Raw genomic sequence first — 20,623 nt, forward strand, 5'->3', positions numbered from 1 at the left:
AGCACGCTCTGCAGGATCTCCGGCACGCTCTGGGTCTGGAACACGCGCCAGTCCGAGCACAGCTTGAGCCGGGCCAGTTCGGGTTCGACCACCGCGCGGTAGCGCGTGCGGCGAAAGCCGGTTTCGCCTTGTTCCAGGGTGCTGACCAGCCCGTGGACATAGCGCACGGGCAGTTCGCCTTGCCATAGGGTGAAGAGCGCGGGGCGGTCGAGCACCTGGCCGAAATCGACGGCGGGGTCGGTGCAGGCGAGGTCCAGCTCGAGGCGATAGGTTTCGGACAGTCCTTCGTCCAGGGTGAACTCGATGACCTCGAAGTCCATCCCGCCCACGATCTGGAAGGTGAAGCGCAGGTCGGATTGATGTGGCATGGCGTGCTCCGTGCTGGCCTGAAATACTTCAGGGCTTGAGGATGTTGTTCAGCGATTGCAGGACCAGGTCTGTGGACCGGGCCAGCTTCACTTCGAAGACGGTGTAAGCGCCGGCCAGCACGACAAACGCCAATGCCCAAGGCGCCCACAAGGGGAGCGAGCGGCCGAGCCGTTGGCGCTGGTGTGCAACGTTGACGTGCGCATCTGTCAGCCGCTCGGCCGTGTCCCCGCGCAGCGAGCGCAGCACCTTGTGCAGCTTGGCGATGATGGCATTGAGGGTGTCGGGGTGGTTATGCTGCTGTGCGTACTTGCCTTTGAAGCCCAGGCACAAGCACAAGTATTTGAACTCCAGCACGTCACGGTATTTTTCCGGATCCAGTTGCATGCGCGCGAGCACGGTGAAGAACTTCTCGCCGCCCCAGGTTTCGTTGTGGTGGTAGCTGATCAGCGAGCGTTGCGACCAGACCGCGTTCCCCCAGGGCGTGGCCATCACCGCTTCGTCGATGTGCGCGCACAGCGCGTAGCGGTAGGCAAGCAGCGTCGCGTTGTCGTAGCCGTGCTGGCGGACTTCGTCGCTGAGGCCGGTGATCTGGTCGCGCACGGTTTCGTAGAGACTCTCCACGTTGCTGAAGTCGTGCAGCCGGCGCAGCCGTATGACGAGGCCGAGCAGGGGCTGGGCCGCATCGATCAGCGGATTGAAACTGTGCCCGCGCAGCGCGAAGCCGAGGTCTTCGTCCTGGTCGAGCTGGGTGACGTGTTCGTAGGCGAGATCCTGCTTGCCGTGGACCTCAGGCGGTGTGGAAACGCGTTTCAGTGCGTGGCGGTCGTTGCCGATGGTGACTTCGGTCGTCATGGTGTCAATTCCTGATCGCCCAGAACTGCATTTCCAGTCCTGGGTAGTTGCCGGCGACGTGGAAGCCGAACCCCGGCGCGCCTGTCATCATTTGCCAACTGGCGTGGCTGCGGTCGAGCTGGAAGTAGCTGAAGCCGGAGTGGTAGGGCAGGTGCCGCGGCGCGACCGGCTGCGGGATCATCGGTATGCCGGGCAACTGCAGGCGAACGAACTCGTCCACCTTGCCGATGGACGCGACCTTGACCTGCTGGAGGAACTGCTGCTGGAGTTGCTCGACCGGCATCTGCGCGCGCACGGCGAGAATGAAGTCGGCGCTGTCGTACAGGCGCATATCGGGCACGGCCGCCGTTTGCACGCCGTACTTATGCGGCACAAGTGGCAGCTGCACGGCACGGGGTTGCAGCACTGTGCTCAGCACACGGCGCAGAGTCTCCTGCAACTGACGGAACGATTCGCGAGGCTGGTCGTGCCGATAGGCTGGATACTCGTCGGGCAGCCGGGCTTCGTCGATGAAAGTGACCAGTTCGCCGCAGGCCTGGCTGAAGGCGATGTACAGTTGTTCCGGGTGAGTCTGGCGCGTTTGTGAGAGATGCCGGAACAGCGGGTACAGGCGGTTGAGCGTTTGCAGAAGGTTGAAGTCGGTGACGTCGGCCACCCCGGACTGGCCGGGCGAGGCGATACGTTCGGCGATGCTTTTGGCGCGCTCGCGCATGAGCGATGTCGCTTCGTCAAGGAAGCGTGCCAGGGGCGCCATGGCCTGGGTCGACAGGCCGGTGGGCATGAAGTCCTGGTCCAGCACGAGGCTGCCGTCGGGCAGTCGATTCAGGATCCGCGTCAGCGCCAGACCGGTATAGGCGCTGCGATCGTCGCGTTCCAGCGCCAGTTGTAAATTCAGCCCGGCCAGGGCGACAGGGGTGTAGTCGCCCTCTTCGCTATGGGTGTCGCGGATCTCTTCGAGCCCGTGGGTGTACCGGGCATTGCCATAGGTGTTTGGCCAGCGGACTTCCAGGCCACCTTCGGACCTCAGGGGCAGCGTGAGATAGACGGTCTGGCTGATCACGTCGGTGTCGGTGATGGCCAGCGGCTCGGGCGGTGCATGGTCGGCCGGAATGTCGAACACGGTGCCGTCCTGCATGACGCCGCGGGCCCGAATGATGGCGATCTTGCCGAAGGCGAGGAACTCCTGGTTAATCTCCAGCTCGGTGAAGCCGTAGAGGTGCTGGCTGACGCTGTTCACACGCTGGCTGGCGTGGTGCTCCAGGGCGCGGGCTTGCTGCTGGAAGTGCTGTGGCTTGACGAACAGGCCTTCTTCCCAGATGACGGATCGCTTGCTGGTCATGGTTTTTTGTCCGGGTTGGGTGAATTTGCGCCCAAGACTTGCGGTGTCGGAAGGCTCTCGTCCGTGATGGCGGCGCGCGTGTTGCCCAAGGTGATCAACAGCGCATACTTGCGACCGCGTGGTTCGACGCGGAACACCTGCTTGATCGCTTCCGGGTTGGCGTCGTGGAAATCGGCAACGACCGCGATGAAGCGGGTGTCTTTGTCGATATCGGCGTAGTTGATGAACTTGAACTGCCCCGGCGCCAGCAGATAGTCGTCGGCGTTCAGGTAGGTGCTGCCGAGTGTCTTTTTCAGGTTGTCGCGCAGCAGGGACGGGTCGGCATTGAGCAGCACCGAGTCGTCCTTGAGTTGCACGATCTTGAACGGCACTGGGGTGGACACGTAGCGTTCGACGCGTGTTAGCGGCGGGGCGTCGGGGATGGCCTGACCATCGCGGTACTGGCCCAGGTCGCCTGTGCGCGGTAGCGGACCGGGAGCAGCCGTGGCACCTTTGTCCTTGGCGAGAACGCGCTCGCTCTGACGCGGGAGACCGACCGGCAACGGTGGCCAAGGGCCGTCCGCCGCGACGGCGGCACCTGGCCCACCGGGACGCGGCGCATCTCCTGTCTCCAACTGGCCGAGCAAGGCTTCGAGCGCCTCGATCAGACCCGTGCGGGTGGAACTCTGCAGTTGGACGGCATACTGCCCGGCGGCGTTGCGCACGGCAGGGGAGTCAGCTACTTGTTCCGGTTTGGCCTCATCGTTGCCGCCTTCGATGGCCGGGTTGGGGTTGACGAGCGGATCGGCGTAGAGGCTCAGCGCGATCTGCGTGGGCTGATTCTCGGCTGAGCCGACCTGGATGGATGGGTCCATCAGCACTTGGCCGGTCTTCCTGAGAACGTTGCCCACAGTGCTGCACCCGGCAAGCACCACGGTTAGCAGCAACAGGGAGGCCGTTCGCTTCATTGCGGCTCCGCACGCAAACACCGGTCATAGTGCTGGTCGAAGACCTCCCAGAACAGCTTGTGAAAACCCTGCTGGCGTGCCGAAGTCAGTTCACCGTAATAGCTAACGAACATTCGCCAGGCCCAGTCGCCTTCTCCTTGCTGCTCGACATCGCTGGACAGGTATCGCTGGAAGCGCTGTTGCAATTGCGTGGGGGAAAACGCCTGCAACAAGGCGTCCAGGCCAGCTTCGATGGCTTTCAGCATGGCATTGCGCTGCTGTCGAAGCTGCTCCAGGCTCTCTTCGACGGCCGCGGCGGGGGAGAGATGAACCACGCTGCGCTCATTGGAGAATAGCGCGCGCACGGTCTCCGGATAGCCCTGGCCGAGGAGCAATGGGTTGTCCTCGATGGGCTGCAGTGTTCGTCCACGCACGGACATGCGGCGCTCCTCGCCAGCTTGTTGTTGATCATGCAGGGCAGCCAGCCCCTTGATGAGGGCCTGCAGGGCCTGGCCAGCCTCCAACTGGACGCGATAGACGCCGGGCCCATCCAGTTGACCTAACGGTGCATCCAGGCCCTGGATCAGCGGCGATACCAGTTGGGTCGGGTTTTGTTCACCCAAGGGTTGGCCGTGCAGCCAGGACTGGGCGGCCGTGGCCCGCGCATCTTGTTGGGACATCGAGGAATCTCCAGTGGAACGCTTGGGGGTGCCGAATACGGCTTCAAATCGAGTAGCGGTGAAGTCGGCCTGGGGTGGGGATGGCGAGAGGCCATAGTGCCGCGTGTCAAGCACGCCGAGGGCGTCGTGGTTCGCGTGTTGTCGCTGCTGTTCGGCAGCTTCCAGTGCCGCCAGCGGGTCGAGCGCGGCGTCCGGGCGTTCCGGAGCAGCAAGCGCCTGAAACTCGGCCATGCCCTCGATCACGCTGGGATTGTCGATCGGCTGCACCGACTGCGTTGGCCCATCGTTCAGGTGCGCATCGGAGGTGCTCAGCAGTTCATCCAGCTCGTATTGCGCCAGGTGAAGGTCGCCGTCGGGCAGGCTGTGCGAACCGTCATGCAGATTCACCGCGAGCAGGTACGGACCGATGTGCAACTGGTCACCCTCGCTCAGTGCTACGCAGGCGTTGCTGCCGATAGGCTCGCGGTGGTCGTTGATGCGCGTGAGACCGCAGGTATCCACCACCACAAAAGCGCCATCTTCAAAGATGATTCGACAGTGCAGCGGCCGGACGCGGTGTTCACGGTCGGAGAGTACCCAACTTGCGCTGGCCGAGCCGATCGTGCCGCCGCCGGCGTCGAATATATGGCGAGGCAAGCTGCCCTTCTGCAAGGCTTGCGGATTGGTTATTACCAGCGATAGCCGGCTGATGGGAGCCAGGTCGTTCATAGGCGTACCTTGATGCGTACCGGGCGCAGGTGGTGTCGCCCCAGGAAACTGGTCCAACCGAGCTGGGTGTCGCCCACACGTTGGAGGTTAAAAGGGGATACCTGATCGTCGCGCAGCCCGAGTTCAAGGTCATAGGCTGTAGGGTCGCGCAGCAGGAAGTCGATTAAAGTGCGCAGGCGCGGGAAATCGTTTCCTGTTGGCAGGAAACCGTAGAAGCGGTCCCGGGTGAGGTCAGGTATGACAATGGTGAATTTGCTGTGGCGTGTGCGCACGCGGCGGCCCACCACGAAGCTCCGGCCGAGGTTGCCGTTGCGCTGCCCGACCGCGACCCGGTCGCAGTCGTCGAGCTCTGCGTAGCGAAACTCGAATTCGCGGACTTCGACCTTATCGAGGTCGAAGCAGTGCGCGATGATCCCTGTCACCATGGTTGCTGGGCGACCGCGCAACGCCACCATCCCGGCGAAGCTCAGCAGCCGGCTCCAGGGAAGCGGTGTTGTGCCGCGCATTTCGGCGTCGCCCAGACCGATCAGGGCGAACACGTAGGGCGAGAACTGGTCTCGGGCTCCGCTCTGGAAGCGGATGTAGTACCGGTACTTGCGCCACACCTGGTGCAGCAGCATCAGCAACCGGTGGTTGAAGAAATCGAGGAACTCGGTGCGAATGCCTTCGTCCTGCCCGTACTCGTAGGCGAGCCGATCGAGGTAATAGCCTGGAAGGGGCGAATCCGTCCCGTGCAGACCGAAGAATGTCGCCTGCACGTGATACGCATGCGGAGTCATCTCCGTCCGCTCGGCCAGCGACACGTCGGAGGCCGGGAAGCCGATGGCTGGTGAGACACTCAACCGTATGCGTCGCTGGGCGGCGTCGAAACCATCCTCCGACTCCAGATCATCACCGTGGAGGCTCGACAGCAGTTCCAGCAAGCCGAAAAAGTTGTAGTTCTTCCCGTTCGCCAGCGCCCAGTCGGCTACATCAGCGGCTGCTGGCCGATTCGCATGGACCATGTGTAGCGCTCCTGATTGCTGGTGTTGACGATTTCGAGCAGGTGAAACGAGTTGATGCTCGAATACAGGGAAAAGAAGTGGCTGAGTGCCGTGCCGAACAGGTACATGTCGCCCTCGCAAAGAAAGCCGTTGGGGTCCATTCGAAGCACGGTCTTCATCCCGCGTACCGGTAAGCCGTGTACCAATCGATCGATAGGCTTGGTCACCGCGTCACCAATGGCATCCAGGCGCTTGCGGGTGGTCCGCGCGCGCCGAATGTCGTGTAGGGCGGCAAAGTCATAGGCGGCCAAGATCGCCTTGAGAGGATCCGCCGACTGGAGTGACAGGTAGTTGAGCGACAGGTTGGAGATCAACCGCCATTGAAGCTGACCATTGAGCACGGGGCGGTAAGACGGCGTGGGCTCTCCTAGGTTGTGGTAGGTCGCGAAGTCGGGCGTCGTTTGCGTTTTCACACAAATATCGCCCGCAGCGAGTGCTAGTGGCAGATCACGATTAGTGCAGGTCAGCGACAGCGAGACAGTCTCGTTCTTGCCGACGAACTCGGTTTCGTCGCCGCGTACGAAGGAAATGCGGTGATGAACCCCTTCCTCTTCCAGGGCGGGCTCGATACGTGCGCGGTAATACAGTGCCGCGTGCCCATGCGCATGCTCGATCTCGTGTTGTAGCGACTCGAAAGACTGATAGGTGCGCTGCCGCTTTCCGTACTGTCCCAGCTCGTGGTTGTGCGTGCTGTTGACCTCGTCGATGCTGAATATCTCGTAGGCGTCCGGCCGGTGGCCGCTTGGAACCACCCGCTGGTCGACAGCCGTTCCATCCAGGCTGATCGGTTCGGCATCGTGCTTGAACAGATTCACCGCGGGCGTGCAGTACAGCGCCAGATCCTCCGTTCGCACGCGGATGTCTGGCGGCATCGGTCGCCTGAAATGGAGTTCAAAACGTATGTGTTCGACTGCCTCGCCTGGCCAGAATTTTTGCAGGCCTGTTAGCCTGAAGAACTGGAAGCGCTTGGGGAATATGAAGTATTCCTGGAGAATGCGGTAACCGTCGAAGGCGTTCTTCGGATAGGGCAGCAGCGCCTCGCTGGGAGAGAATCCAGGGAAGACGATTTGATCCGTCGAAAGGCGGCGCATGGTGCCGCCGCACTCCATGCGGAATTCGCCGACATACTGGGCAAGCCACAGGTACAGCGTGAGCGCCGTCTGGTCGCTGCCGCTGAGGTGAAACTCCAGTGCGTCGCAATCGAAGGTGCTTGGCGCATTGGTGCCAGGCAACGCGAGATCGATGCGTAGAATGGACTTCTCACGGGTATGCGCATCGCTGACTTCGTGGATGACGAAGGGGAAAACATCGACCTCGGTGCATGTCCGAAACCTGCAGCGGATATTATCGACCGGCCGGGCACCGACCTCGGTACCCTTGGCAATGCGCTTTTTGCTGGTGACGGCTTGCGGCAAGGGTTCAAAACGAATGATCACGGCGCTGGGCAGCGGCCGGAGATAGTTGGGCCACAGCAACTGCAGCATGGCGTGGGTCAATTCCGGCAGGTCGTCGTCGATCTTCAGCCGCAGCTTGGCTGTGAGAAAGGCCAAAGCTTCGATCAGCCGCTCCACGTCCGGGTCGTTGGCTTCCTCGCCCAGAAAGCGTGCCAGTTGCGGGTTGTCGCGTGTAAAGACGCGACGCAGCCGACTCAAGTAGTCCATCTCCTCAAGAAACTTTCGTTTCAGTGGCATTTCTTTCCCCTGGGCTAACGCCTACGTGGTTACGGTCGTTTGACCCTGGCGCGAAACGATGAGGTCGATTTCGAGCCTTTCTTCGATGTTGTTGAGCGACACCAGGCACTGAAGCCGAAACTGCAACTGGAGGTCGTTCCTTGCGATCGGCTTCACCTCGACCGCCTTGACCCGAGGCTCGAAAGCCTCGACGGTCGCGCAGATGTCCTCGCAAATTCGAAATCGCAGGTCGATGCTGTTCGAGGTCGCGTCATTGAATTCCTGAAGCCCCAGGCCGGGGCTGCTCAGGGAGCAGCCCCGGCGCGTGTTGAGGAGCCAGGAGAGGTGCTGCTTGATAGCCTGAATGCGCTCGGCAGCCAGATCCCGCCGCGACCGTGCACGTCGCGGCGGGACAGCGGGATCGAGTCGCTCGAACAAGCTGCCTTGTCCTGGCGTTCTTGGCATCCCATCGACTCCTCTTAGTCCTTGTCCAGCCGACCGACCAGGGACAATTCGAAGTTGGCGCCCATGTATTTGAAATGCGGACGTACGGCGAGCGAGACCTGGTACCAGCCCGGATCGCCGGCCACGTCCTGGACGATGACTCGAGCCGCGCGCAGCGGCCGCCGGCTACGCACATCGGACGAGGGGTTTTCCTGGTCGGCGATATATTGCTTGAGCCAGTTGTTGAGCTCGCGCTCAAGGTCCGAGCGTTCCTTCCAGCTACCGATCTGCTCGCGCTGCAGGACTTTCAGGTAGTGCGCCAGGCGGTTGACGATAAACATGTACGGCAACTGCGTGCCGAGCTTGTAATTGGTCTGTGCCGCCTGACCCTCTTCAGTCTTGGGGAAAAGCTTGGGCTTCTGGATCGAGTTGGCGGAGAAGAAAGCCGCGTTGTCGCTGTCCTTGCGCATCGTCAGCGGAATGAAGCCGGCCTCGGACAATTCGAACTCGCGGCGGTCGGACACCAGGACTTCGGTCGGGATCTTGGCCTGCAACTGCCCGAGGGATTCGTAGAGATGCACCGGCAGGTCGTCAACGGCGCCGCCGGAGAGCGGGCCAATGATATTCGGGCACCAGCGGTATTTGGCGAAGCTGTCCGTAATGCGGTTGGCGAGCAGGAACGCAGTATTGCCCCACAGGTAGTTTTTATGGTCACCGTTGATGCCCTCGCGATACACGAATGTACGGGTCGGATTGTCCAGCGGGTCGTAGGGCTGACGCAGCAGAAAACGCGGCAGCGTCAACCCGAGGTAACGAGAGTCTTCGGATTCGCGCAGGCTACGCCATTTGGCAAAGCGCGGACCCTCGAAGATATCGCTGATTTCCTTCAGGTTGGGCAGCTCCTGGAAGTTCTCGACGTTGAGAAACTCTGGGCCTGCCGCAGCGAGGAACGGCGCATGCGACATCGCGCCGATGGCGGCGACATAGCCGAGCAGTTTGATGTCTGCCGCCGAGGGGCCGAAGGTATAGCTGCTGACGATGCAGCCTACCGGCTCGCCGCCAAACTGGCCGTACCCCGCCGTGTAGACATGCTTGAACAGCCCGCTACGGGTGATGTCAGCCGCGCTTTCGAGATCGTCGAGCAGTTCGGGCTTGGTGACGTGCATCATGCCGATCTTGATGTTCTGGCGAGTGTCGGTATTGTCGACCAGGTTCTTGAGTTCTCCCCATCGCGCTTCCAGGTTCTGGAATTCCTCGCAATGGAGAATCTCGTCAACCTGAGCAGTCAGCTGCGCGTCGATCCGTTCGATCATCTGATCGACCAGCATCTTGTTGACGGGTGCATTGTGATTTTCCGACTTGAGCGCCTCGGCAATGAACGCCGCCACACCCCGCTCGGCGACGGCATATCCCTCGTGCGTGGGTTCAATACGGGTCTGCGCCATGATCTGCTCCAGCAGACCTTGTGGTTGAGCCGCTTCAGCCTTGGCGACTGCGCTTTCTCTCTGCATTTTCTTGTCCTTGAAACCAGTGGTATGAGGTGACGTGCGATGACCGTCAGGAGGCCGAACCGTCCAACGCCAGGCTCAACTCCTTAGCGAGTTTGTCCCGTGCAGCCTCGTCCCCCAGCAGGGCTTGGATCTGTTTGCGGAAGGCCGGGATGTTGCCCATGGGGCCCTTGACCGCGACAAGCGCCTCGCGCAGTTCCAGCAACTTGCGCAACTCCGGTACTTGCTGAGCCACAGCGTCTGGGCCGAAGTCCTTGATGTGCCTGAAGTCCAGTTCGACGCTCAGGGTGTCGTCGGACTTCGCTTCGCCTAGCCTCAGGGGGACGGTGGTTTTCAGGGCCACGCCGGCTTTGCTAAGCACATCATTGAAGTTGTCTTTGTTGACATTCACCACTGGCCGGTCCTCCAGCGCTTTGTCCTCTTCGTGGCCCTTGAAATCGCCAATAACCAGCAACTTCAGCGGTAACTCGATTTCCGCCTGCTGATCGCCAGTTGCTGGTACGTAGGTGATATTGATACGTTCCTTCGGAGCAACAGTTCCCGGTCTTTTCGCCATAACGACTCCTGGTAAAGGTGTTGATTAGTGCGCTTGTTAATGTGACTGAATTGCAGAATTTAGGCGCTGTGGAAACAGGCGCGACGCTATGCTGAATCGTCTCGCATTCAAGTGAGAAATTTCCCAAAGATCACTCGGCAGTCTTCAGCGAACTGCAACGGAGCATTGCGTAACAGCCAGGTGTCGAGTTAACACCGTCACCAAATAACTGTCGATAGTACAAGTACGAATCAAGTGGATTTATTGTTCGGACAAGTTCTTTTTACTATTCAGGATGCTTTTTCAAATAAAAATAGTAAATGTCTTGTTTACTAACTCTCGATATCGTGTTCCCTTAATGGGCTGGCGACTTTCGCAACTTCGCAAAGAGTCGCTTGCGCATTGGGTACAACCAATCGCATTGATCACTCCATTTACTTGCATCAATTGATGGGCTGCATCTCATGATCCGAATCGAACTTGCAGCAGTGTTTGAGCGCTTGAACTCCGTCACCCGCCAAGCTGTGGAGGAGGCCGCCAGTCTGTGCATCAGCCAACACGGCGCCGAACTAACGGTGCCGCATGTGCTTTTCAAGCTGATTGACCAACCGCTGGGCGACGTCCGATCGCTGCTTCGCCAGGCGGGGCTGGAGCTCGATGCGGTACGGCAGGCGTTGTCGACCGGGTTCCCTATCCAGGAAGCGGCTAGCGGCCAATATCCGTCGTTTTCCCCGCTGCTCGTCGAATTGCTCCAGGAGGCCTGGCTGCTCGGTTCGCTCGAGTGGGGACAAGAAGCGATCCGTGGCGGCAGCCTGCTGCTGGCCGCGCTACTCAATGCGGGGCGTTATCTGCCAATGCCCGCCATCCGTCTGTTCGAGGGCGTGAATCGGGAAGCATGGCGCAAGGACTTCCCTACGCTACTGGCGCAGTCCGCCGAAACGCCGCAACCCACCGCCAACGGCGTCCCGCAGCCTACGTCCGATACGGGCAACTTGGCGCTTGGTCGGTACGGCCATGATTTCACTGCCCAGGCGCGTGCCGGAAAACTGGATCCGGTGCTGTGCCGCGATGGCGAGATCGACCTGATGATCGACATCCTCTCGCGCCGCCGCAAGAACAACCCGATCGTGGTGGGCGACCCCGGCGTGGGCAAGAGCGCGGTGATCGAGGGACTGGCGTTGCGAATCGTCGCTGGACATGTTCCTGAGTCGTTGCGCTCGGTCACCCTGTGGGGACTCGACCTGGGCGCCTTGCAGGCCGGGGCGTCGGTCAAGGGCGAGTTCGAAAAGCGCTTGAAGGCGGTAATCGACGAGGTCAAGGGTTCGGCCACACCGGTCATTCTGTTCATCGATGAGGCGCACACGCTTATTGGTGCCGGCAACGCGGCTGGCGGCAGCGATGGCGCCAACCTGCTGAAGCCGGCACTGGCGCGCGGCGAGTTGCGCACCATCGCCGCGACTACCTGGTCGGAATACAAGAAGTTCTTCGAGAAAGATGCCGCGCTGAGCCGACGCTTCCAGTTGGTCAAGCTCGACGAGCCGTCTCCCGAAACAGCGACTCACATCCTGCGTGGGTTGCGCGATACCTACGAACGCGCCCATGGCGTCTACATCAGCGACGACGCCTTGCGTGCTGCGGCAACGCTTTCGGCGCGCTACCTCTCGGGCCGGCAACTGCCCGATAAGGCCATCGATGTCTTGGACACCGCTTGCGCCCGTGTGGCGACGGCGCTTGCCGAGCCTCCACGCCGGCTGCGTGCCCTGGAACATGAGTTGTCGCAGATCGATGCCGAGTCAGCGCTGCTACTGCGCGATATGCAAGTGGGCTTGTGCCGTGACGGAGATACGCGGCGCCTGGATGCCTTGGCGAGCATCCGTCGCGAAGTGCAGGACAAGATCGCGTGTCTCCTGGCCTCATGGTCTGTACAGAAGCCGCTGGTCGACGAGATTCAGACGTTGCGCGCTCCATTGAACGCTTCAACGACACCAAACGACGGGGCTCTGGACATGCCATCCTCTGAACAACTGTCCGTGAAAATCGCGGAGCTTGCGGTGTTACAGCACGCTGGCGCGCTGCTGCACGCCGAGGTGGGACGCGAGCAGATCGCACAGGTTATCGCCGATTGGACCGGTATCCCTGCGACGACTATCGACAGCGACCAGATGGCGCGCCTGACGTCGTTGCCGGAGGTGTTGCGCGAACGGGTCAAGGGGCAGGACACCGCAATCGAGCGCATTCACAAGCACCTTCTGACCGCAGTGGCCGATTTGCGGCGACCCGGCACACCGATGGGGGCATTCCTGCTGGTTGGTCCGAGCGGCGTGGGCAAGACGGAAACCGCGCTGGCCCTGGCCGACTCGTTGTTCGGTGGCAAGCAGTTCCTCACCACGATCAACATGTCCGAGTTTCAGGAGAAGCATACGGTGTCACGCCTGCTCGGATCTCCACCCGGCTACGTTGGCTACGGCGAAGGCGGCGTGCTGACCGAGGCCATTCGCAAGCAGCCCTACTCGGTGGTACTGCTCGACGAAGTCGAGAAGGCCCACTCCGACGTCCTGAACCTCTTCTACCAGGCGTTCGACAAGGGCGAGTTGGCCGATGGCGAGGGCCGCTTGATCGACTGCAAGAACGTGCTGTTCTTCCTGACCTCCAACCTCGGCTTCGACCAGCAGGATGCCAGCCTGATCGATCTGGATGAGGCTGCACTTCGCGATCGCCTCACGCAGTTCTTCAAGCCGGCTCTGCTGGCGCGGATGCAGGTGGTGCCGTATCGCTATCTGGACGATGCCGTGCTTAGCGAGATTGTGGAGAGTCGTCTGCAGCGACTGCAACGTCAATTCGCCCAGCGTTACGACGCGGCCCTGACCGTGGCGCTTAGCGCCAGTGATGAACTCAGGGCGCGGTGCATGCGTCATCAGAACGGTGCACGAATGCTGGATGCGAGCCTGGATGGCGAGCTGTTGCCACCGTTGTCGCTGTCCGTGCTGCAGCGGCTCGCCGAAGGCGTGGCGTTCCGCCGCGCCGAACTGTCGTGGAACGGCAGTGCCTTCGAGGCCGCCCTGGAATGACCCACGCCATGCATCTGGACTCGCTCACGGTCGCTGGCATTGCGCGGGATCTGACGTGGGCGACGGACCCGGCGGACCTGGCGTTGCCACTGCTTCAGACGGCAGTCGAGGCCTGCGGGCTGAGTCGGGGAATCTGTTACTGCCTGAACAGTACGGGTGACCAACTGCAGCCCGTGGCGAGTTTTCCGAACGATGCGTCCGGACTACCCGATCAGGCGATGACCGAGTTGGACAATCCGCTGGTCTACGGCCTGGTCGGCGGACAGCCTTGCACGGTAGAGCGTATCGACGCGCTGGTGAATGTCGGGGCGACGTTTGAGAAGTTGTGCGAGCGCTTGCCGCTCCACCAGGGTGCGCTGGTCCTGCCTCTGCGCGATACGAATCGCCGTGCGTTCGCGGTGATGGCCTTGTTCGGCGAGCTCGGCGCTTTGCGTGATATGCACCATGCCCCCCTCTGGCAGACGCTGATGCAGATCCACGAGCGTTTGTTCGCCAGGCTGTACAAGCATCTTGGCGATGAGATCCAAGCACGACATGCCAGGGTTGACCAAGCACACACAAACGCACGTGTGCGCGAACGCGCCGCGCGGTTGCTTGCCGCCGAGTTCGTTGGAACCAGCCCTGCCGCACGCCAGTTACGCAGCGACATGCTAAGCATGCTGGATTCGGCGCTGGCGATCCTGATCACCGGAGAGACAGGGGTAGGCAAGGACCACGCGGCCTGGCTGATCCATCAGGCAAGTAGCCGCGGCGGCAAGTTCGTGCCAGTGAATTGTGCGGCGATCCCCAAGGACCTGATCGAGGCCGAGCTGTTCGGCAATGAGCGCGGCGCCTTCACCGGGGCCGGCCATGCGCGCAAGGGCTTGGTAGCAGAGGCCGACGGCGGCACGCTATTCCTGGATGAGATCGGCGATATGCCGATGGAGTTGCAGGGGCGACTGCTGCGCGTGCTCAACGAGAAGAAGTACCGCCCGGTGGGTGCGAACCAGGAACGCCGCTCCGATTTCCGTCTGATCTGCGCTACCCACCAGCCGCTGCCGCAGCGCATCGCCGAAGGAAGGTTCAGGGAAGATTTGTACTTTCGCATCCGCCAGCAGACCTTGCATGTCCCCGCGTTGCGCGAGCGTCCGGAGGATATCGCCGTTCTGGCCGAGCACACGTTGCTGCAATACAACCGCGAGTGTCAAGTGCACATCCCTGGGTTCAGCGCGAGCGCGCTGAGGCTGTTTCAGGCGCATTCCTTTCCAGGCAATGTGCGCGAACTGCGAACTCTGGTGCTGGTCGCTGCCGAACGCACGAAGGCTGGCCAGCCGATCAAGCCTGAGGCGCTGCGAGGACTCCAGCCGGGGCAAGGTCGCAGCGACATGCCTGCGGAACCTGGGCATCTCCTGCATGACCTCTGGCACACCGACGATCTGCCTGGAGCCCTGGCGGCGTTCGAGAGCCATTTGATCGACGAGCGCCTGCGACTCGCGAACGGTTCGCGCACGCTCGCGGCCTTGAGCCTGGGAATACCTAAACGCACATTGGCCCGCAAATGCCTGAAATGGAATCTGGACAGGGAGGATTCAACGTCATGAGATCAATCAGCTTGGCACTGATGCTCGCGGTGGTCGTGACCGGTTGCGATGCCGGCAAGCAGGCCGACACCAACCGCACACCTGCCGCATCCGGCGCCACTGGGAAAGCATGCACCGGCATCGTTTCGGCGGTGGAGCGCCTGGCCTGCTTCGACGCCGCAACCGGAACGCCGCCGGCGCAGACGATCCGGATGCCTGAGCAGGTCGACACGCTTTCGCCGGACAGCGGCAAGGCGCTGGTGAAGCCACCGGAGATCGTCGACCTCGTGCGCCGCAACGAGGCCGCACGCCCAGCCGGAGCAACCGGATTCCGTCTGTCGCGCGACGAAGATGAACTTCCTGGACGCTGGCGCGTGGTAATTTCCGCGCCAGCCATGGGTGGCGCCGCGGCGGCGCCAATACTGGCGATCAGTTGCTTGTCCAACATTTCCCGCCTGCAACTGCTGATGAGCCATCCTGTTGGCCCGAACCGGATGGATATCCGTCTGCTATTGGATGGTAAGCCCATTTCTTCGTCCGTGCCATGGCAGGTGTTGGAAGATGGCACCGTGGTGGATGCGGGGCGTGGCCTGGTCGCCATCGAGCAGCTGCGCTATCTGGTAAGTGCTGCCAGTCGCCTGCAGGTGGAGAGTAACTATCCACCATTCTCCGGCCAGGTTTTCGACGCCACGGATCTGCACGCCTTGATGAAACAGCAACGCGAGGCATGTCACTGGTGAACAACCCGACTCCGCTTGATATCGATACGCTGCTCATACCTCTGGATGCCAGACAGCCGGCGGGCATCTTCGACGAGGAAGACGAGACCTTTCAGTCAATCGAACACGAAATGATCAAGCTCGGCAGCCTGCACGCACCGACGATCGACTGGAACTATGTCGACGAGGCCTCCCGCCATTATCTCTGCAGCCAGAGCAAGCACTTCCGGATAGCCGGGTATCTGATCGTGGCGCGTCTGCGCAGCCGCACGTGGAGTGGGTGGGCGGACGCCGCGGCGTTGCTGGCTGGCATGATCGAACGATTCTGGGAGAGTGGCTATCCCAAGCCCGGGCCGACCGGGCTGCCAGCCAAGAGGAAGCAGGTCGTTTTGCAGCTGGATCGGCTGGGAGACGCTCTTGCGGGATTGGAGCCGGCCAGCTTTGCGCAGCAATGGCGGGATGCAGCCCAGCAAGCCCTGGATAGCCTGCAGGCCAATGCCAGCGTGGCCAAGCTGGATGTGCCGACGCTGACGCGGCTGGAAGGGCAGTTCAGCCGGCGCGTGGAGGAAACGCGTTTCCCCGATCAGGGGCGGGCGTCTGCACCGGTTGACATCAAGCAGGAGCGAGAGGCGATCTGCGAGGAATTCTTCGACATGGCGCACGGGAGCCAGAGCAATGAGCGCGAGAGTCGTCGCTCGCTCCTGGCCATTGCGGAGATCATCAACCGCCAGGATGCCTACGATCCCACTGGCTATCTGCTGCGTCGCTTCGCTTTGTGGGCGCACTTGAATTCCGCTCCGACGGCGCACAAAGACCATCGAACCGAGCTGATGGCCGTGCCCGCCGATATCGTGGACGGGTATCAGGAAGCGCTATCTTCCAACGCGCTCAATCCCGTCCTGCTGCAGCGCGTGGAAAAGAGCGTGACCTCGTCACCGTACTGGATACGCGGCAGCTTCTTGTCTGCCACGATCGCCGACCGATTGGAAATGCCGCACGTGGCGGGGGCAATCCGACATCGCACAGAACACTTTCTGCTGCGTCTTCCGATGTTGCTGGACCTGCAGTTCAGTGACGGCAGGCCATTCGTCGATAGCGAAGTGCAGGCGTGGGTCAGCGGCGCTGACCACGCTGCTGGCGGCTTGAGCGTGGTCGCAAGCGATTTTTCCGCGCTGCGCGAGGAACTGTCGGAACGCCTGGAAGGCGGAATCGAGGCCTTCTTGCAACGGTTGGAGCAGATGCAATCGCAGCCCCCCTCATCCATGCGCGAGCACTGCCACACCATGACGATTGCAGCCGACCTGCTGCACGCGCGCGGCCTTTCGTGGCTGGCCACGAATCTCTACGCTGCCGCTCAACGGATCCTCGAAACCACGGCACTCGAGCGGTGGGAGCCGGAACTCTTTAACCATCTCGCTACGCAGACGACCCCGTAGCACGCTGCTGTGTCAGGACGCAGGAAACAAGAAAGGAGCATCACTATGTGGAAGGTATGGTCCAATTTCCAACGCTACGCTTACCCCGTGCGGAAGTGGGCAAAGCAAGGAACGCCGCTGTTGCTGCTGGTCGGTTTGGTGTTCCTGTTGGTCGCGATTTGGTGGCTGGGCCCGCGGTGGACGATCGTCGAGCGTGAGCCGTTGGCCAGCCTTGCGATGAGGATACTGGCCACCGTCGTGTTGTTGATACTGCCCCTGCTTGTGTGGGCACTGTCCCTGCGTTCGCGAAACCGCCGCCTGGAGGCTGAGCGCGCGCAGGAGATCAGTCGACAGGAGGACCCTTGCTTGGTCTATGTGCAGGCCCAGGAGCGCGCCCTGGATCGGAGTCTGGCGATCTTGCAGACAAGCCTCGAAGGGCGCAACAAGCTCTATCAGTTGCCTTGGTATCTGGTCTTGGGCCAGGAGAAATCAGGCAAGACCAGCTTCGTCAATCGTTCCAGTCAGAGCTTTACCCTGACGGGCGAGGTTAAGGCGGGCAGCCGCGGGCTGCTAGACGATCCCGATCTGGTGTACGCCATCGACTGGTGGATGGGCGATCAGGCGGTGCTGATTGATCCGCCTGGTGAGCTGATCAGCCATGTGCGTGAGGCCGGTATTTCGCATGAAGGCGAACAAACCGAGCCGGCCATTGCGGCCAAAACCGGCAAAGTAACCACCGCTTTCGCGGCCTCCGGGCGCGAGCTTCCTGAGAATCTGCACACCCGGCTCTGGGATAGCCTGGTCGGCTGGTTGGGGCGCAATCGGAGCCGTCGCCCCCTCAATGGCGTGGTGCTTATGGTGGACGTAGTTACGCTGCTGAACCAGCAGCCGAGCGACCGGAAAGCGCTGGCCATTCTGTTGCGTACCCGACTGATAGAACTCAGCCAGCAACTGGGAACACGCCCGCCACTCTATGTGGTGCTCAGCAAGTTCGATCTGATGGACGGTTTCGAAGCCATGTTCGCGCGGATGCAGCGTTCGATGCGCGAGGACATTTTCGGTTTCACCTTCACATTGGACTCGGTGCAGAATTACGACGCTTGGCTTGCCGAACTGGAGGAACGCTACGACGGATTCATCGCCCGACTCAATGACCAGATCTTCGATTCGCTCAGCGAGCCGGTCGAGTTGCGGCAGCGCGAGGCTTTGTATTCGTTGGCCCGTCAGCTTTCCGGCATGCGGCCGGTACTACTCGGCTTCCTGGCGGATATCATGGCCAGCGATCGCTATGCGACGCCGGCATTGCCGCGTGGCGTGTACTTTTCCTCCGTTCATCAGCAGGGCTTGCTGAACAATACGTTCATCAACTCGGCGTCGAACGCGTATGGCGTGGGGGAGTTGACCTCCTCGGCGCACCCCAGTGGCCGGTCCACGGTCTACTTTGCCCAGCAGTTGTTCCAGCGCGTGATTTACCCCGAATCCGGCTTGGCTGGCGACAATCTCAAAGTCCTGGCGAATAAGCGGCGCGCATTGGCGCTCAGCTTCGGCGTTGCGTCGCTGGGTTGCGTGGTCACTATTGGCACTTGGTACCACTACTACGGTATCAATCGGGACAAGGCCGCGATGGTGCTGGAGCGCAGTCGGGCCTACAGCACGTACGCCATCGACCGGGAGGCCGATCCGACCGGCCGCAACCTTCTGCAGCCGCTCGACCAGATTCGTAGCGCCGTGGCGGTGTACGAAGACTACCGCCACGCGTGGCCCGTACTTGCCGATTTCGGCTTGTACCAAGGGCGCAAGATCGGTCCCAAGGTTGATGAGGCCTATCTCGCGCTGCTGTCTCAGCGCTTCTTGCCGGCGCTTGCAGGTGGCCTGATGACGAAGATGACTGCTCCAGAGACTCCGGACGATACAAAACTGGCCGCACTGCGGGTGTATCGGATGATCGAGGATCGTGCCAATCGCCGGCCTCCCATCGTTGAAGACTGGATGGGCAAGCAGTGGCAGGCCGCCTTCTCGGGGCAGGACGGCGTTCAGCGAGCATTGATGAGCCATCTCGACTACGCCATGCGATTTGCCGACACCCGGCTTCCCCAGTACAAGAATCAACTATCGGTTGTGCAGCGCGACCTGCGCCTGGTGCCGATGCCACAACGTGTCTATATGACAATGCGTCATCAGGCCGGTGAGACGCTGGGCACGCCACTCGATCTGCGCAACGAGATTGGCCCGGCCTTCGACATCGTCTATCTGCCGGAGGCGGCGAGCGCGGCGGACAACGCTCGCGCTGGTGCCAGCGCACGTATCGATGCGCTGCTGACGGCCAAGGGCTATACGAACTACTTCGCACCGCACAGCAAGGATGTCACCGAACTGGCGATGATTGATCAGTGGGCGCTCGGGGAGCGTAGCAACATCGATTACTCGGAAGCCGACAAGCAGGCGCTGGCCGACCGTATCCGCGCCATCTACAGCCGAGATTACATAGACTCCTGGCAGCGCGGCATCAATCAACTGGATGTGCGCGATTTTGCCGATCTAAACCAGGCCGTCGGTGTGCTTGGTGCTGTCACCAGCCCAGCCGCGCCGCTACGGCGCCTCGTAGAGACGGTACGGGATAACAGCGGGTTCGGCGGCGAGCAACGCGGCGCCGTGAACTTGTCTACAGCGGATGGCGTCGCAACGGCAGAAGCGAAGGAAGTCCTGTCCCAGAAGCCGGTTCCGACATCCATCGCCGACATCACTCATGCCTTCGCACCACTGACCCAATTGCTGCTAGCCAAAGGGGATAGGCCGGCCTATCTGGACGAAACGATGCTCTCAATCGGGGCTGTTTATGAGACGGTCAAGCGCGTTCAGGACAGCCCGAACCAGAGTAAGGCGGCGTTGACCGTAGTACTCGACCGCTTTGCCATGAAGGGTCCCGATCCTTTCGGCAACCTGCAAAGGGTGGCCGCCGGTCTGCCGGAACCGCTCAATCATCAAGTGTCTAAACTGGCGAACGAAGCCGCGCAGGTGGTGCTGATCGAAGCTCTCGGCGAGGTGGAGCGCCGCTGGGATGCGGACATCTATCGCTTCTACTACGAGCGCCTGGCACAGCGTTATCCCTTCAATCCCGCCAGTATGCAGGACGCGTCGCTGGATGATTTCACGGCGTTCTTCGGCCCCCAAGGGCGACTGCAGCAGTTCCGAGAGCAATATCTGAAGCCGTTCCTCGACGACAATCTGGAGATGCTCTATTCGGAACGTCGCGGTGGCTATCTGATCAAGACCGACGTGTTGACCCAGCTGGAGGCGGCGGATCGAATCAGCGATGCGTTCTTCAACGCTCGCGGGGCCCTCGGCGTGCAGTTCGTTGTCGAGCCGCTGGGGCTGACGCCCACTCGGCGTAGCAGCTCGCTCAGCATCGAAGGGCAACTGATCACTTACAGTCACGGGCCCACGCTGAGCACGAACCTTATCTGGCCGAACACGTTGGCCGAGAGCAATGAAAGCCGCCTGACGCTCATCAACGGCGTCGGTAATAGCAGCAGTCTCGTGTTCCGAGGTTCGTGGTCGATGTTCCGCTTGCTCAGTCAGGCTCGGCTCAATGGCGCCACCGCAAGCAGTGTGGACTTGAGTTTTCTTGCCAGCGATGGCGGCATGCGCTACCGGATCACTGCGGAGAAAGCCAACAATCCCTTCATGCAGCCGCTGTTCAAGGGGTTCGTCTTGCCACGCACGCTGCTGTCGGCGCGGCCCGAGCACGCAACTGTGGCAGCGAAGTAGTCGCCATGTCGTTTTCCTTA

The 20,623-nt window shown here is 61.4% G+C and carries 15 protein-coding genes; 5 read left to right on the top strand and 10 right to left on the bottom strand.

Annotated elements, in window-relative coordinates; genetic code table 11:
- From DID96_RS03335 to tssB, 10 genes are all read right to left on the bottom strand, one after another.
- On the bottom strand, nt 1-368 hold a 368-nt coding region (locus DID96_RS03335; protein ID WP_260463791.1), incomplete at its 3' end, for a contractile injection system protein, VgrG/Pvc8 family.
- A gap of 28 nt (nt 369-396) precedes the next feature.
- Nucleotides 397-1,221, bottom strand: coding sequence for a type IVB secretion system protein IcmH/DotU (icmH, locus tag DID96_RS03340; RefSeq protein ID WP_124597845.1), 825 nt, complete (start codon nt 1,219-1,221; stop codon nt 397-399).
- Between the two features lie 4 nt (nt 1,222-1,225).
- Nucleotides 1,226-2,560: a type VI secretion system baseplate subunit TssK gene (gene tssK / locus DID96_RS03345; RefSeq protein WP_124597846.1), complete on the bottom strand. Its 1,335-nt coding sequence runs from the start codon at nt 2,558-2,560 to the stop codon at nt 1,226-1,228.
- Nucleotides 2,557-3,507, bottom strand: coding sequence for a type VI secretion system lipoprotein TssJ (gene tssJ / locus DID96_RS03350; RefSeq protein WP_124597847.1), 951 nt, complete (start codon nt 3,505-3,507; stop codon nt 2,557-2,559). The genes tssK and tssJ overlap by 4 nt, the downstream gene beginning before the upstream one ends.
- The gene (gene tagH / locus DID96_RS03355; protein ID WP_124597848.1) at nt 3,504-4,874 is read right to left on the bottom strand and encodes a type VI secretion system-associated FHA domain protein TagH; all 1,371 of its coding nucleotides are present in this window, start codon (nt 4,872-4,874) and stop codon (nt 3,504-3,506) included. Before tagH ends, tssJ begins: the two co-directional genes overlap by 4 nt.
- Nucleotides 4,871-5,878: a type VI secretion system baseplate subunit TssG gene (gene tssG / locus DID96_RS03360; RefSeq protein WP_124597849.1), complete on the bottom strand. Its 1,008-nt coding sequence runs from the start codon at nt 5,876-5,878 to the stop codon at nt 4,871-4,873. The genes tagH and tssG overlap by 4 nt, the downstream gene beginning before the upstream one ends.
- Nucleotides 5,842-7,608, bottom strand: coding sequence for a type VI secretion system baseplate subunit TssF (gene tssF, locus DID96_RS03365; protein WP_124597850.1), 1,767 nt, complete (start codon nt 7,606-7,608; stop codon nt 5,842-5,844). Before tssF ends, tssG begins: the two co-directional genes overlap by 37 nt.
- Before the next feature lie 21 nt (nt 7,609-7,629).
- Nucleotides 7,630-8,025, bottom strand: coding sequence for a type VI secretion system baseplate subunit TssE (tssE, locus tag DID96_RS03370; protein ID WP_221624568.1), 396 nt, complete (start codon nt 8,023-8,025; stop codon nt 7,630-7,632).
- A 41-nt stretch (nt 8,026-8,066) separates the two neighbouring features.
- Nucleotides 8,067-9,542 carry a type VI secretion system contractile sheath large subunit gene (tssC, locus tag DID96_RS03375; RefSeq protein ID WP_124597852.1) on the bottom strand — a complete coding sequence of 492 codons (1,476 nt, stop codon included), beginning with the start codon at nt 9,540-9,542 and terminating at the stop codon, nt 8,067-8,069.
- A 46-nt stretch (nt 9,543-9,588) separates the two neighbouring features.
- Entirely contained in the window at nt 9,589-10,095 is a 507-nt protein-coding gene (tssB, locus tag DID96_RS03380) for a type VI secretion system contractile sheath small subunit (RefSeq protein ID WP_124597853.1), read from the bottom strand.
- 443 nt (nt 10,096-10,538) lie between these two features.
- Between tssB and tssH the strand changes: the two genes are divergently transcribed.
- The 5 genes from tssH to tssM are packed head-to-tail and all read left to right on the top strand — an operon-like array spanning nt 10,539 to nt 20,603.
- A complete protein-coding gene (gene tssH / locus DID96_RS03385) occupies nt 10,539-13,142 on the top strand; it encodes a type VI secretion system ATPase TssH (RefSeq protein WP_124597854.1) in 2,604 nt (867 codons plus the stop codon).
- Nucleotides 13,139-14,722 (top strand): sigma 54-interacting transcriptional regulator, encoded by a 1,584-nt coding sequence (locus DID96_RS03390; protein WP_124597855.1) that lies wholly within the window; start codon nt 13,139-13,141, stop codon nt 14,720-14,722. Before tssH ends, DID96_RS03390 begins: the two co-directional genes overlap by 4 nt.
- On the top strand, nt 14,719-15,441 hold the full coding sequence (gene vasI, locus DID96_RS03395) for a type VI secretion system-associated protein VasI (protein ID WP_221624569.1): 723 nt from the start codon (nt 14,719-14,721) through the stop codon (nt 15,439-15,441). Before DID96_RS03390 ends, vasI begins: the two co-directional genes overlap by 4 nt.
- On the top strand, nt 15,429-16,856 hold the full coding sequence (gene tssA / locus DID96_RS03400; protein WP_124597856.1) for a type VI secretion system protein TssA: 1,428 nt from the start codon (nt 15,429-15,431) through the stop codon (nt 16,854-16,856). Before vasI ends, tssA begins: the two co-directional genes overlap by 13 nt.
- A gap of 45 nt (nt 16,857-16,901) precedes the next feature.
- A complete protein-coding gene (gene tssM, locus DID96_RS03405) occupies nt 16,902-20,603 on the top strand; it encodes a type VI secretion system membrane subunit TssM (RefSeq protein ID WP_124597857.1) in 3,702 nt (1,233 codons plus the stop codon).
- Nucleotides 20,604-20,623: the final 20 nt, after the last annotated feature.

The organism is Burkholderia sp. Bp8963, from assembly GCF_003854275.1.
GTDB lineage: Bacteria > Pseudomonadota > Gammaproteobacteria > Burkholderiales > Burkholderiaceae > Burkholderia.